Annotated in this window: 15 protein-coding genes and 1 pseudogene; 11 read left to right on the top strand and 5 right to left on the bottom strand. The window is 69.2% G+C overall.

The window, feature by feature from the left end:
• The first annotated feature begins 9 nt into the window (after positions 1-9).
• Positions 10-696, top strand: a complete 687-nt coding sequence (locus tag A3AG_RS0117515; RefSeq protein ID WP_018006683.1) for a DUF484 family protein — start codon at positions 10-12, stop codon at positions 694-696.
• A 23-nt stretch (positions 697-719) separates the two neighbouring features.
• Complete coding sequence (locus A3AG_RS0117510) at positions 720-1,796, top strand: tyrosine recombinase XerC (RefSeq protein ID WP_018006682.1); 1,077 nt, start codon at positions 720-722, stop codon at positions 1,794-1,796.
• A gap of 1 nt (position 1,797) precedes the next feature.
• On the opposite strand, the gene A3AG_RS0117505 is transcribed toward A3AG_RS0117510, so the two are convergent.
• Complete coding sequence (locus tag A3AG_RS0117505; protein WP_018006681.1) at positions 1,798-2,754, bottom strand: transcriptional regulator GcvA; 957 nt, start codon at positions 2,752-2,754, stop codon at positions 1,798-1,800.
• Positions 2,755-3,001: 247 nt separating this feature from the next.
• Here A3AG_RS0117505 and A3AG_RS0117500 point away from each other — a divergent pair, with 247 nt between their 5' ends.
• The 3 genes from A3AG_RS0117500 (at position 3,002) to lipA (ending at position 5,300) form a co-directional block, all read left to right on the top strand.
• The gene (locus A3AG_RS0117500; protein ID WP_018006680.1) at positions 3,002-3,370 is read left to right on the top strand and encodes a DUF2917 domain-containing protein; all 369 of its coding nucleotides are present in this window, start codon (positions 3,002-3,004) and stop codon (positions 3,368-3,370) included.
• Positions 3,371-3,526: 156 nt separating this feature from the next.
• Positions 3,527-4,255 carry a lipoyl(octanoyl) transferase LipB gene (lipB, locus tag A3AG_RS0117495; RefSeq protein WP_018006679.1) on the top strand — a complete coding sequence of 243 codons (729 nt, stop codon included), beginning with the start codon at positions 3,527-3,529 and terminating at the stop codon, positions 4,253-4,255.
• 40 nt (positions 4,256-4,295) lie between these two features.
• Complete coding sequence (lipA, locus tag A3AG_RS0117490; RefSeq protein ID WP_018006678.1) at positions 4,296-5,300, top strand: lipoyl synthase; 1,005 nt, start codon at positions 4,296-4,298, stop codon at positions 5,298-5,300.
• A 101-nt stretch (positions 5,301-5,401) separates the two neighbouring features.
• Here lipA and A3AG_RS31730 read toward each other — a convergent pair.
• Both A3AG_RS31730 and A3AG_RS0117480 read right to left on the bottom strand, forming a co-directional pair.
• Positions 5,402-5,708 (bottom strand): annotated as a pseudogene (locus A3AG_RS31730) (type II toxin-antitoxin system RelE/ParE family toxin).
• Positions 5,705-5,983 (bottom strand): ribbon-helix-helix domain-containing protein, encoded by a 279-nt coding sequence (locus A3AG_RS0117480; RefSeq protein ID WP_026164266.1) that lies wholly within the window; start codon positions 5,981-5,983, stop codon positions 5,705-5,707. The pseudogene A3AG_RS31730 and the gene A3AG_RS0117480 overlap by 4 nt, the downstream one beginning before the upstream one ends.
• Before the next feature lie 212 nt (positions 5,984-6,195).
• Between A3AG_RS0117480 and pxpB the strand changes: the two genes are divergently transcribed.
• The 6 genes from pxpB to pcp all read left to right on the top strand — a co-directional run bounded on the left by pxpB (position 6,196) and on the right by pcp (position 11,099).
• Positions 6,196-6,843, top strand: coding sequence for a 5-oxoprolinase subunit PxpB (gene pxpB / locus A3AG_RS0117475; RefSeq protein WP_018006676.1), 648 nt, complete (start codon positions 6,196-6,198; stop codon positions 6,841-6,843).
• On the top strand, positions 6,840-7,859 hold the full coding sequence (locus A3AG_RS0117470; protein WP_018006675.1) for a 5-oxoprolinase subunit C family protein: 1,020 nt from the start codon (positions 6,840-6,842) through the stop codon (positions 7,857-7,859). The genes pxpB and A3AG_RS0117470 overlap by 4 nt, the downstream gene beginning before the upstream one ends.
• 35 nt (positions 7,860-7,894) lie before the next feature.
• Positions 7,895-8,635 carry a 5-oxoprolinase subunit PxpA gene (pxpA, locus tag A3AG_RS0117465; RefSeq protein ID WP_018006674.1) on the top strand — a complete coding sequence of 247 codons (741 nt, stop codon included), beginning with the start codon at positions 7,895-7,897 and terminating at the stop codon, positions 8,633-8,635.
• Positions 8,636-8,742: 107 nt separating this feature from the next.
• Positions 8,743-9,471, top strand: coding sequence for a DUF969 domain-containing protein (locus tag A3AG_RS0117460; protein ID WP_018006673.1), 729 nt, complete (start codon positions 8,743-8,745; stop codon positions 9,469-9,471).
• 10 nt (positions 9,472-9,481) lie between these two features.
• A complete protein-coding gene (locus A3AG_RS0117455; protein ID WP_018006672.1) occupies positions 9,482-10,432 on the top strand; it encodes a DUF979 domain-containing protein in 951 nt (316 codons plus the stop codon).
• Positions 10,433-10,448: 16 nt separating this feature from the next.
• Positions 10,449-11,099 carry a pyroglutamyl-peptidase I gene (gene pcp / locus A3AG_RS0117450; RefSeq protein WP_018006671.1) on the top strand — a complete coding sequence of 217 codons (651 nt, stop codon included), beginning with the start codon at positions 10,449-10,451 and terminating at the stop codon, positions 11,097-11,099.
• Between the two features lie 26 nt (positions 11,100-11,125).
• On the opposite strand, the gene A3AG_RS0117445 is transcribed toward pcp, so the two are convergent.
• Both A3AG_RS0117445 and A3AG_RS0117440 read right to left on the bottom strand, forming a co-directional pair.
• Positions 11,126-12,373 (bottom strand): VanZ family protein, encoded by a 1,248-nt coding sequence (locus tag A3AG_RS0117445; RefSeq protein ID WP_018006670.1) that lies wholly within the window; start codon positions 12,371-12,373, stop codon positions 11,126-11,128.
• 18 nt (positions 12,374-12,391) lie between these two features.
• Positions 12,392-13,024 carry an ABC-type transport auxiliary lipoprotein family protein gene (locus A3AG_RS0117440; RefSeq protein WP_026164265.1) on the bottom strand — a complete coding sequence of 211 codons (633 nt, stop codon included), beginning with the start codon at positions 13,022-13,024 and terminating at the stop codon, positions 12,392-12,394.
• Positions 13,025-13,032 lie beyond the last annotated feature (8 nt).

Raw genomic sequence — 13,032 nt, 5'->3', positions numbered from 1 at the left:
CCACGCCCCATGAACGCCCAAGACGTCGCCGCCTACCTGCAGAGCCATCCTGAATTCTTCGAAGAGCATGCCGAGCTGCTGGCCGCGGTGCAGCTGACCAGCCCGCACAGCCATCGTGCCGTATCGCTGCAGGAACGCCAGATGGAAATCCTGCGCGAGAAGAACAAGGGCCTGGAGCTGCGCCTGGCGGACCTGGTCCGCCATGGCCACGAGAACGACCGCACCCAGCAGCGCCTGCACGACTGGCAACTGCGCCTGCTGGCCGAGGCCGATTCGCATGCGCTGCCGTATGCGGTGCAGGACGGCCTGCAGCAGGTGTTCGACGTGCCGGCGGTGGCGCTCAGGCTGTGGGATGTCGCCGAACAGTACGCGCACATGGAAGTGGCGCAGGGCGCCAGCGAGGACCTGCGCATCTTTGCCGAGGGCCTGCGTGCGCCGTACTGCGGCAGCAACAGCGGCTTCGAGGCGGCCAGCCTGCTGGAGCGCGACGACATCACCTCGCTGGCGATGGTGACGCTGCGCGTGCCGCTGCGCGCCGGCGAGGCCGAGGCCGGTGCCGACGTGCGCGGCGCCGCCTTTGGCCTGCTGGTGCTGGGTTCGCCCGACCCGCGCCGCTTCCACGACGGCATGGGCACCGCCTACCTGTCGCAGATTGGCGCCGTCGCGGGCGCCGCGCTGAAGCGGCTGCGCGACTGAAGCCGCGGCCTTGCGATAACGCCATGACTGCACGCCGGCCGCCGCGCGCTGTGGTCGCGTCGTCCGCGCCCGCCGACGGCGCAGCGCCGCCGCCAGACCCGCTGGTCACGCGCTATCTCGACTGGCTGCGCGGCAGCCGCAAGCTGGCCGAGCACACGCTGTCGGGCTATGCGCGCGAACTGCGCGTGCTGCAGGCGCACGCGGCGCAGCATGCGCCGGGCGTCGCGCTGCTGGCGCTGCAGACCCACCATATCCGCCATTTCGCCGCGCGGCTGCATGCCGCCGGGCTGGTCGGCACCAGCATCGGGCGCGCGCTGTCGGCATGGCGCGGCTTCTATCTCTGGGCGGCGCGCCATGGCCACGGCGTGAGCGTGAATCCGGTCGACGGCGTACGCGCGCCGCGCTCGGGCCATGCGCTGCCCAAGGCGCTGTCGGTCGAGCACGCGGTGGCGCTGGTGGCGCACCCCGCCGGCACCGATGCCGAGGCGCTGCGCGACCAGGCCGTCTACGAACTGTTCTACTCGAGCGGGCTGCGGCTGTCCGAGCTGGTGCAGCTGGACCTGCGCTATGCCGATGCCGACGGCTACCGCTCCAGCGGCTGGCTCGACCTGGCCGGCGCCGAGGTGACCGTGACCGGCAAGGGTTCGCGCCGGCGTTCGGTGCCGGTCGGCAGCAAGGCCATCGCCGCGCTGCAGGCGTGGCTGGCGGTGCGCGACGGCTTGCTGCGGCCGGGCGCCGCGCCCGAGGACGCCAATGCCCTGTTCCTGGGGCCGCGCGGACGGCGCCTGTCGATGCGCACGGTGCAGCTGCGGCTCAAGCAGCAGGCGCTGCGCGCCGGGGTGCCGGCCGACGTGCATCCGCACATGCTGCGGCATTCCTTCGCCACGCACATGCTGCAGTCTTCGGGCGACCTGCGCGCGGTGCAGGAGATGCTGGGCCATGCCAGCATCTCGACCACGCAGGTCTACACCGCGCTCGATTTCCAGCACCTGGCCAAGGTCTACGACAAGGCCCACCCCCGCGCCGGCCGCGCGCGCGCGAAACCGGCGGCCGATGCCGCCGAAAGCGCGGCGCAGATCGACCCAACCCCGGAAGACTGACTCACTCCCACTGCGCCAGCACCTCGCGGAAGCGCTCGATCTCGGGCAGCAGCCAGCCGCGGAACGCCTGCACCTTGGGCAGGTTCAGCGAACCCGGCGCGCACACGAAGTACAGCAGCCACGGGCACGGGATGCTGACGTCGAACAGCCGCACCACGCGCCCCGACAGCAGGTCGTTGCACGCCAGCGAAGAGCGGATCAGGGCGATGCCTTGCCCTTCCGAAGCGGCCTGCAGCAGCAGCGAAGAATCTTCCAGCAGCAGGCCCTTGCGCGGCTCGGGCCAGTCCAACCCGGCGGCCTCGAACCATGGCTTCCACGGATCGCCCTCGCCGCGCAGCAGCGGCATGCCCGCCATGTCCTGCGGCCGTTCGGGCAGCCGCCCGCCATTGAAGGCAGGGCTGCAGACCGGGAAGAAGACGTCGTCGAGCAGCCGCTCCACATACAGGCCGGGATAGTCGCCGCTGCCCATGCGCAGCGCGATATCGACCTCTTCGTGCGCAAAGTTGACCAGCGTGTTGGACGACAGCAGTTCGACATCCAGTTCCGGGTGGCGCTCGATAAAGCTGCCGATGCGCGGCGTCAGCCAGCGCGCGGCAAACGACGGCATGGTGCTGATGGTCAGGCGCTTGTCGCGGTTGCCGGCCTGCAGCGCGCGCGTGGCATCGGCGATCTGCAGCAGCGCGTCGCGTACGCGCTCGGCATAGAGCCGGCCCGCCGGCGTCAGCGCCACGCGCTTGCCGTGGCGCTCGAACAGCGGCATGCCCAGTTCCTCTTCCAGCGCGCGGATCTGGTGGCTGACCGCGCCGTGGGTGACGAACAGCTCGGTGGCCGCGCGCGAGAAGCTCTCGTGGCGCGCCGCGGCTTCGAACGCGCGCAGCGCGGTCAGCGCCGGCAGGCGCGGCAATTCGCGGTGCCAGCCGCGCGGCAGGTCTTTCTCCCAGGCGCTTTTCCAGGCCATGGCCGCCTCCAGAGGATCGGGGTTATGTGAGATTGGCTAACAAGAACAAAGAAAATATATCGTTTTGATAGTGGTCGGGCAATCACTAATATTCCATCACCGGCCCCCGCAGTTGCCCCCTACTCACGACGATATTCGCTGGATTTCACTGGCCTGGTCCCTTTGCCGGGCCAGTTCCGGCGTCCCGCCGCGAATCCGTACTGCGTCTGGCGTATCCCCGCCGAGGCCGGCTGAACGGAGAACCACCATGAAAACCGTGCTCACAACGACCGAGTTCACCCTGAATCCTGGCGAAGTCACCACGCTGTCGGTGCATGCGGCCCAGCGCCTCCATATTGCCGAGGCCCGCGGCACCGACGTATGGCTGACCCGCGAGAACTATTCGGAGGACTACTGGCTGCGTTGTGGCGGCAGCCTGCTGCTACGCCCGGGTGACGAGGTGGTGCTCAGCATCGACCCGCGCGCCCTGAACCCGGTGCGCCTGGCGCTGATTGCCGAGGCCCGCCGCCCGGCGCTGGCGCTGGCCGACCTGCCGCACCTGGTGTACCGCAGCCTGCGTCGCCTGGTTCGAGGCACCGAGTGGACGCCTAACCAGGACCGGGTCACCGCTTCCTGAAGCGGAGCCGGGCGGGGCAACGTCCACGCACCGGGACCGGGGCCATCTGCGCCTGGTCTGGTCGCGTGACGCATCCGACGGTTGCCCGCCGCGCGCACGCTGAATGGGCCAGTTTCGGGGCCGGCGCAAGCCGGCCCTTTTCGTTACACTCTCGCCATGCATCCGATTCAAGTCATCGAGCGCGGCCGCGAGGACTATCAGCCGTGTTTCGACGCGATGCGCGCCTTCACCGCCGCACGCACCCCCGAGACGCCCGACCAGGTCTGGCTGGTCGAGCATCCGCCGGTCTACACGCTGGGCCAGGCGGGCGACCCCGCGCACCTGCTGGCCCCGGACGAACGAATTCCGGTGGTGCAGATCGACCGTGGCGGACAGATCACTTATCACGGCCCCGGACAGGTCGTGGCCTACCTGCTGCTGGACCTGCGCCGCCGCCGGCTGATGGTGCGCGAGCTGGTGCACGGCATCGAGCAGGCCGTGCTGGACACGCTCGCGGCGTATAATCTCGCAGCCGAACGCAAGCCCGGCGCCCCCGGCATCTACCTGTCCGGCGGGCCGCACCAGGGCGCCAAGATTGCCGCGCTCGGCCTCAAGATCCGCAACGGCTGCAGCTACCACGGCGTCAGCCTCAACGTGCAGATGGACCTGTCGCCGTTCCTGCGCATCAATCCCTGCGGCTATGCCGGACTGGAAACGGTCGACATGGCCAGCGCGGGCGCCACCTGCCCGGTGGCGGATGCCGGTGGCGCCCCGGTGCCCGTGACCGCGGCAACACAACCCGAGATCGCACAGCGCCTGGCGGCTGCATTGTGCGAGGTGCTGGCAGCGCATGAGGCTCGCGTGCCGGCGGCCGTAGAACCTGTCGCCCCGGCCCTGGCCTCCTAGTCAAAAGCGAAATGCACGCCGAGCGCGTGCGGAGAAATGTATGAGCGACGCACTGATCGCCCCGAACGCCTCTTCCAGCGAAGCCCCGCAGTCCCCCGCGGAGCAGTACGACCCGACCCGCAAGCAGAAGTCGGCCGACAAGACCGCGCGCATCCCTATCAAGATCGTGCCGGCCGAGAAGCTCAAGAAGCCGGACTGGATCCGCGTGAAGGCCGCCACCGGCAATTCGCGTTTCTATGAGATCAAGGACATCCTGCGCGCCAACAACCTGGTGACGGTGTGCGAGGAAGCCAGCTGCCCCAACATCGGCGAATGCTTCGGCAAGGGCACGGCCACCTTCATGATCATGGGCGACAAGTGCACGCGCCGCTGCCCGTTCTGCGACGTCGGCCATGGCCGCCCGGATCCGCTCGATGTAAACGAGCCCGGCAACCTGGCCCGTACCATCGCCCAGCTCAAGCTGAACTACGTGGTGATCACCAGCGTCGACCGCGACGACCTGCGCGACGGCGGTGCCCAGCACTATGTGGATTGCATCTCGCAGACGCGCGAGCTGTCGCCCGATACCCGCATCGAAGTGCTGGTGCCCGACTTCCGCGGCCGCCTGGACAAGGCGCTGGACATCCTGCAGGCGTGCCCGCCGGACGTGATGAACCACAACATGGAAACCGTGCCGCGCCTGTACAAGCAGGCCCGCCCGGGCGCCGACTACGCGCACTCGCTCAAGCTGCTGCAGGAGTTCAAGCGCCGCAACCCCAACGTGCCGACCAAGTCAGGCCTGATGGTCGGCCTGGGCGAGACCGACGAGGAAATCCTGGAAGTCATGCGCGACATGCGCGCGCACGACATCGACATGCTGACCATCGGCCAGTACCTGGCGCCGTCGAACCACCACCTGCCGGTGCTGCGCTACGTGCATCCCGACACCTTCAAGATGTTCGAGCAAGAGGCCTACAAGATGGGCTTCACCCACGCCGCCGTGGGCGCGATGGTGCGCAGTTCCTACCACGCCGACCAGCAGGCGCATCAGGCGGGGTTTGCCTGAGCGGGTTGGTTGGGATTAAAAAACGGCCGGGGAAATTCTCCGGCCGTTTTTTGTTTTCGCTCGTGTCCGCCTCTTTGCCAGGCGCGCTGGCCATCGTCGATTCATTCTGATTCGTTCAGCATCGTCTCGTAGTCCCGGCCGCCATAGAACAAACCGATGATGGAAACCTTTTTGGTATCCACGGCGAACGCGATCACGGCGCGCTTAATGGGTAATCCGCAGTCCTGGCCGCACGTCATCGCGCAGGATGCCGCGGTGTGGAAATGTACTGAGCGACTCGCAATATTCTACGATCGCGCCGGTATACCGCGCCGCGATGTAGGGCGAGGCTTCCTCGGCGATATAGTCGTACAAGCTCTCAAGTTGCTCCACAAACTCCGGCGCAAAGACGACGGGATAGGTTCTCATCGGCCCTTGGCCTTCCCCGCCTGTTTGGCAGCCAGACGAGCACGCACGTCATCTGCGGTCACGGCGCGGGATGGATCGGCCTGAAGCGCATCATAGGCAGGGCCCACTTGCTGCAGCAGCCACGCGTCCACGGCCCGGTCACGCGCCAGCAGCGCGCGCAAGCCATCGCGGATGACCTCGCTTTCACTGGCGTATTCGCCCGACCGCACCTTGTCCTTGACCGCCTGAGCCATCTCGGTCGGCAGTGTGACGCTCATTTGTTGCGTGGTTCGCATGGCGATTTCCTCTTGATAGGATTTAATCCTACTCCCGTCGGTTAGTTCCCGTCCACCCAACCAACTGCCTCTTCCTAGGGTCTACCCCGACTGTCCCGGCCCGGTCCATTTCGATATGATGAATTCATCGATAAATTATCGATGAAATACAAAGACGTCACATTCCGGCTTGCCTGCCTAAACTGGGTAGCAAGTGCGCTACCGGGAATCCCATGAACTGCACCGTTCACCGCCTTGCCGAGCAGGCGCTGCTGTACAGCGTCGCGCCGCCCGCCTCGCTGGCGGTCCAGCGCCGCATCTGGGCCATGGCCGCGCGTGCCGCGGACTGGCGCGGCGTGGTCGACGTGGTGCCGGGCATGAACAACCTGACGGTGATCTTCGACGGCAGTGCCGACGTGGACGCGCTCGAGCGCAACCTGAAGCTGGCGTGGGCCTCGGGAGAGGCGCGCAATGCCACCGGCAGGCTGGTCGAGATCCCGGTGCGCTACGGCGGCGAGCATGGCCCGGACCTGGGCGACGTCGCCGCGCATACCGGCCTGACGCCGCGGGAAGTGGTGCGCCGCCATGCGGCGGGCGAGTACGTGGTCTACTTCCTCGGCTTCCAGCCCGGCTTTGCCTACATGGGCGGGCTGGCGCCGGAACTGGCGACGCCGCGCCGGCGCGAGCCGCGGGTGGCGGTACCGGCCGGGTCGGTCGGCATCGGCGGCGAGCAGACCGGGATTTATCCGGCGGTGCTGCCGGGCGGCTGGCAACTGATCGGGCGCACCGATGCCGAACTCTTCGTGGCGGACCGCGATCCGCCGTCCCTGTTCGCGCCCGGCGATACCGTGCGCTTCGTTGCCGAGGAAATCATCGCGTGATCGAGATTCTTCGTCCCGGCGCGCTCGCCTCGGTGCAGGACCTGGGCCGTACCGGCTTCCGCCGTTTTGGCGTGGGCCGCTGCGGTGCCATGGACATGCTGGCGGTCGAAGTCGGCAACCGCCTGCTTGGCAATGCGCCCGGCTGCGCCGCCATTGAATTCACGCTGGGCCGCGCCGCGGTGCGCTTCCATGCCGATATGCGCGTGGCCCTGGCCGGCGCCGAATGCGGCGCCAATCTTGACGGCATGCCGGTGTGGTCGTGGCATGCGTTCGACGCCCACAAGGGCGAGACGCTGACGCTGCCGTCGACGCGCGGCGGCACGCGCGTGTACCTGTGCGTGGCGGGCGGCATTGCGGTCGAGCCGGTGATGGGTTCGCGCAGCACCGACCTGAAGTCCGGTTTCGGCGGACTGGCCGGCCGCGCGCTGCAGGAGGGCGACCGCCTGCCCGCGGGGCGGCCGGGACTGGCAGCCGAGACCGACTGGATCGGCGTGCAGGCACCGGCGTGGGCGCTGCCCGCCCCGCTGGAAGGCAAGGCCACGGCGATTCGCATGCTGCCGGGGCCGGAATACGAAGATTTCGACGCGGCCGCGCAGGCCGCGCTGTGGCAGGCCGACTGGACCGTCACGCCCAACAGCAACCGCATGGGCCTGCGCCTCGCCGGCCCGGCGCTGGCGCGGCGCCCCGAGCGCAGCGCCGACCTGCTCTCGCACGGGGTGATGCCGGGCGTGATGCAGGTGCCGCCGGCGGGCCAGCCGATCGCGCTGATGGCGGATGCGCAGACCACCGGCGGCTATCCCAAGATCGGCGTGGTGATCGAAGCGGATTTGTGGCGGCTGGCGCAGGTGCCGCTGGGCGCGCCGGTGCGCTTCGTGCAGGTCACGCTGGCGCAGGCCCAGGCGGCGCAGGAGGAACTGGCACGCTACCTGCGCCAGATCGAGCAGGCGCTGCAGTGGCAGGGCGATGGCATGCCCATTGCCGCGCGCCGGCGTACCCGCACGCGGGCGGCAGCATAAGCAAGGCGCCCGGGGCGCCGCACAGGAGAATGGCAATGCAGATCGATTTGAACGCGGATCTTGGCGAAGGCTGTGGCAATGACGAGGCGCTGCTGGCGCTGATCAGCTCGGCCAATATCGCCTGCGGCTGGCACGCGGGCGACGCCGCCACCATGGTGCAGACGGTGAAATGGGCGCTGGCGCAGGGCGTGGCGATCGGCGCGCACCCGAGCTACCCGGATCGCGACAACTTCGGCCGCACCGAGATGCAGCGCGACCCGGAACACGTCTACGCCGACGTGCTGTACCAGATCGGCGCGCTCGCCGCGATCGTGCGCGCGCAGGGCGGGGTGCTGCACCACGTCAAGCCGCATGGCGCGCTGTACAACCAGGCCGTGCGCGACCCGGCGCTGGCGCGCGCGATCGTGCGCGCGGTGCGCGACTTCGACGCCGACCTGGTGTTCTTCGGCCTGGCCGGCAGCCAGATGATCGAGGTGGCGAAGGAAGCCGGCCTGCGCGTCAAGCAGGAGGTCTTCGCCGACCGCGGCTACAACCCCGATGGCACGCTGGTCAAGCGCGGCACGCCGGGCGCGCTGCATGAGGACGAGGAGGTCGCCCTGGACCAGACCCTGACCATGGTGCGCGAGCAGCGCGTGCGCGCCATCGACGGCACCTGGGTACCGATTCAGGCCGAAACCGTGTGTCTGCACGGCGACGGCGCTCACGCGCTGGCCTTCGCGCGCCGCATCCGGGAACGGCTCGGCGCGGAAGGCATCGCGATCCGCGCCGGCGACTGAGCGCGTCTTTCCGCCTTCACGCCGGCATTTCCGCCACGCGGCCTGCGCCGTCACGCGTCACGACGGCTGCTGTCCGCGCGCCTTCGTTATCTTCGTTTGGTGTTTCCATGGAACAGGCAGTCAATCTCTGGCCCCTAGTCGGGGTCGGGGTCATCATCGTCGGCTTCGTGCTGCGCTTCAATCCCATGCTGGTGGTGGTGCTCGCCGCGCTGGCCACGGGCCTGGCCGCGCCGATGCCGCTGATGCAGATCTTCGCCGCGATCGGCACCGCCTTCGTCAAGGCGCGCAACCTGCCGCTGATCATCCTGCTGCCGCTGGCGGTGATCGGCCTGCTGGAGCGCCACGGGCTGCGCGAGCACGCGCAGGCGTGGATCGCGCGCATCGCCTCGGCCACGGTCGGGCGCCTGCTGATCGTCTACCTGGGCGTGCGCGAACTGACCGCGGCGATCGGCCTGACCAGCCTCGGCGGCCATCCGCAGATGGTGCGCCCGCTGCTGGCGCCGATGGCCGAGGGCGCGGCCGAGAACCGCTTCGGCCACCTGCCCGAGCCGGTGCGCCAGCGCGTGCTGGCCTTCTGCGCCGCCACCGACAACGTCGGCCTGTTCTTCGGCGAGGACATCTTCGTCGCGTTCGGCGCGATTGCGCTGATGCATACCTTCCTGCTGTCGTCGAACATCGAGGTCGAGCCGCTGCATATCGCCGTGTGGGGCATCCCCACCGCGATCTGCGCCTTCCTGATCCACGCCGTGCGCCTCAAGCGCCTGGACGGCTGGCTCGAGCGCGAGCTGGGTGGCAGCGCTGCCCGCACCGCCATGCCCGCGCAGAGCGCCGAGTAAGGAGCACGCCATGATTGTCTCGATCGAATACCTGTACTGGCTTGCCGGCCTGGTGCTGGCCATCACCGCGCTGATGACCTTCACCGACCGCGCCCATCCGCGCCGCCTCAGCACCGGCCTGTTCTGGCTGCTGTACGCGATCGTGTTCCTGGTCGGCGACCGGCTGCCGCCGGCCGCGGTCGGCATCGGCGCGGTGGTCATGGCGCTGATCGCCGGCTTTGGCGGCGTCGGCCACGGCAGGCACGAGAGCCTGCCCGAGGCCGAGCGCCGTGCCAGCGCGAGCCGTCTCGGCAACAAGCTGTTCATCCCGGCACTGCTGATCCCGCTGGTGACCGTGATCGGCACCATGCTGTTCAAGGACGTCAGGATCGGTGGCGTGCCGCTGCTCGATCCCAAGAACGTGACCTTCGTTTCGCTGGGGATCGGTTGCCTGATCTCGCTGGCGGTGGTGTGCTGGCTCACGCGCGACACCGTGACCCAGGGCCTGCGCGAATCGCGCCGGCTGACCGAGTCGCTGGGCTGGGCGCTGGTGCTGCCGCAGATGCTGGCCATGCTGGGGCTGGTGTTTGCCGACGCGGGCGTGGGCAAGGCCGTCGCGCACCTGACCACCGCTTACATCAACCTGGACTACAAGCTGGTGGCGGTGGCGGTCTATTGCGTCGGCATGGCGCTGTTCACCGTGATCATGGGCAACGGCTTTGCCGCCTTCCCGGTGATGACCGGCGGCGTCGGCGTGCCCATCCTGGTCGGCATGTTCGGCGGCAATCCGGCGGTGATGGCGGCGATCGGCATGTTCTCGGGCTATTGCGGTACGCTGATGACGCCGATGGCGGCCAACTTCAATATCGTGCCGGCGGCCTTGCTGGAACTCGACGACAAGAACGCCGTGATCCGCGCGCAGGTGCCGACCGCGCTGGCAATCCTGGCGGCCAATATCGTGCTGCTGTACTGGCTGATGTAAGCGCAGGAGCCCCGCCATGCCTACCGTGCTGCTGACCGGCTTCGAGCCGTTCGAGGATGAACCGGTCAACCCGTCGTGGGAAGCCGTGCGCGCGCTCGACGGCGAGCGCGTCGGCGACGCGCTGATCGTCGCGCGCCAGCTGCCGTGCGTGTTCGGCGCGGCCATTGATGCGATTGCCGGGCTGCTCGACGCGCTGCGGCCGACCCTGGTGATCGCCGTCGGCCAGGCCGGCGGGCGCGCCGAGATGTCGGTCGAGCGCGTGGCGATCAATGTCGACGATGCGCGCATCGCCGACAACGCCGGCGCCCAGCCGATCGATACCGCCATCGTCGCCGGCGGCCCGGCCGCCTACTTTGCCACGCTGCCGATCAAGGCGATGGTGCGCGACATGCGCGCGGCCGGCGTGCCGGCGTCGGTGTCGCAGACCGCCGGCACCTTCGTCTGCAACCATGTGTTCTACGGGCTGATGCACCGGCTGGCGCAACCGCCGTACGGCGCGGTGCGCGGCGGCTTTATCCACATTCCGTATCTGCCCGAGCAGGCGGCGCGCCATCCCGGCCAGCCGAGCCTGGCGCACGAGACCCTGGTGAAGGGCCTGCGCACCGCGGTGGCGACGGCGCTGTCGACCCGCGGCGACGTGCGCGAACAGGGCGGCCAGCTGCACTGAGCGTCGGCGCGGACATCCGCGCCGGCTTACTCCTGCAGGTTGGCCGTGGCCGCCTCACGGCGTGCCGCGGCCTTCTTCATCGCATGGCGGCGCAGGCTGACCTGTTCGAAGCGCCAGATCACATAGCAGAACGCCAGGAACGGCCACAGCCAGCCGAGCCACTGCGCCAGGCTGTTGAAGTGGATGAAGCGGCCCATGCGCCAGCCCTGCTCCGAGATCCAGGCGTAGGGATTGGACGGCAGCACGTTGGTCAGCGCCACCAGCACGATCAGCGCCGCCATCGCCAGCACCGCGCGCAGCCAGCGCGGCAGGTACAGCAGCAGCGCCAGCACCAGCGAGCTGGTCAGCAGCGCGAAGCGCCCGCCCTCGGACAGCCAGACGAAGGCGCTTTCGGTCGGGAACTGCAGCTCGGCCGCGGCCGCCTTGAGCAGCAGCGCCGCCGCCAGCAGCCCGGCCAGGATGCGCAGCATCGGCGCGCTGCGGCGCATCGCCACCGAGGCGAACAGGCCGGTGCCGACCCAGCTGCTGGCGGTCACCAGCGATTCCAGCAATTGCTGGCTCTGCATGTCCTCGGGCCGCAGGCCGATATGGTCCTGCCAGGACTCCAGCTGCGGGAACACCATCTGCAGCACCTGCATCGGCCACGATTCCGGGTCGGTCAGCCATTCGCGCACGATGCCACCCATGCCGAACAGGTGCTCCTGCGGAAACACCTGCGCGAACGGCCACAGCAGCAGCAGGATGATGGCAAAGCTGGCATGCGGCTCGAACCACGCATGGCGCAGCCGCGTCAGCCGGCCGTCGTCGATCAGCGCGCGCGTGAACGGCGCTACCACGGCGCCGCCGAGCAGTGCCCCCAGCGCATTGGTGATCAGGTCGATGTTGGACGAGATGCGGCTCGGCAGCCAGGTCTGGAAGGCCTCCATGCACGCCGACAGCAAGGCGCCGGCCACCAGCGCCACCAGCGTGGCGCGCCCGCCCGACACGCGCGGATGCAGCGACAGCACCACCAGCGCGCCGAACGGGAAATACCCCAGCACGTTGGTGAGCAGGTCGAAGTCGGTGATATAGCGCGGCTTGGGCGCGCTGACAAAGGCAAAGGGCGAGATGCCGTTGTCGACCCAGCCGGAGAACGGGTACAGGCTGGCATACACCACCAGCAGCGTGAAGCAGAGCAGCCCCACGCGCGCCAGCGGCGAGTGCTGCGGCGCGGCGGCCGGTGGTGTCGGCACAGCCGCCGGCGGCGCGGAGAGCGGCGGGGGAGCCGGCTCCATGGCGAATCTCCTGTTGCTTTACTTTAGCTGCAGCGTGCCGATCCAGTCGAGCAGCGCGGCAATCACGGCATCGCTGGCTTCGGCCAGCGCCTTGACGCCGCCGGCGCCGTCGGCGCTGGGCGCGGGCCGGCGCGCCTCGAAGGTCTGCTGGCCGAGCATGCCGTGCCGGTACACCGTGGCGCGCAGCCGCACCACGCCCGCGCTGGTGGTGGCGCTGTCGAACACCTGGTCGAACTCGAGCAGGTCAACCTTCAGCGCCGGCACGCTGCTGTCGCCGGACCAGCCCAGCGTGCCGCGCGCGGCCACGGCCTCGCGCAGGCGCTCGTCGAACAGGCGCGTGGGCGACATCACCCAGCGCTGCGTGGCATAGGCCTGCAGGCGCTGCGCCTGGGCGTACTGGAGCCGGTAGAACAGGGCATTGCCTTCCAGCCAGCTGGGGCCGTCGGTCAGCGCCACGCGCAGTTTGGGCAGCGGTGCGGGCGCAGGGTTCCCGCTGGCGGAGGCCGCGCTGGTGGCGACGGCCGGGCCCAGGTCATAGGTGATGGTGGGCTCGCCGCGCGTCAGCGCGCAACCCGACAGCGCCAGGCCGGCGCAGAACAGCAGCAGGGCCGCGCGCAGGCGGGCGGTTGCGGAGCGCAGCAAGCGTGGCATCTCGGTCG

This window comes from Cupriavidus neocaledonicus (assembly GCF_000372525.1).
GTDB lineage: Bacteria > Pseudomonadota > Gammaproteobacteria > Burkholderiales > Burkholderiaceae > Cupriavidus > Cupriavidus neocaledonicus.
The sequence above is the reverse complement of the archived record's forward strand: the minus strand, read 5'-3'. Positions and strand labels throughout refer to the sequence as shown.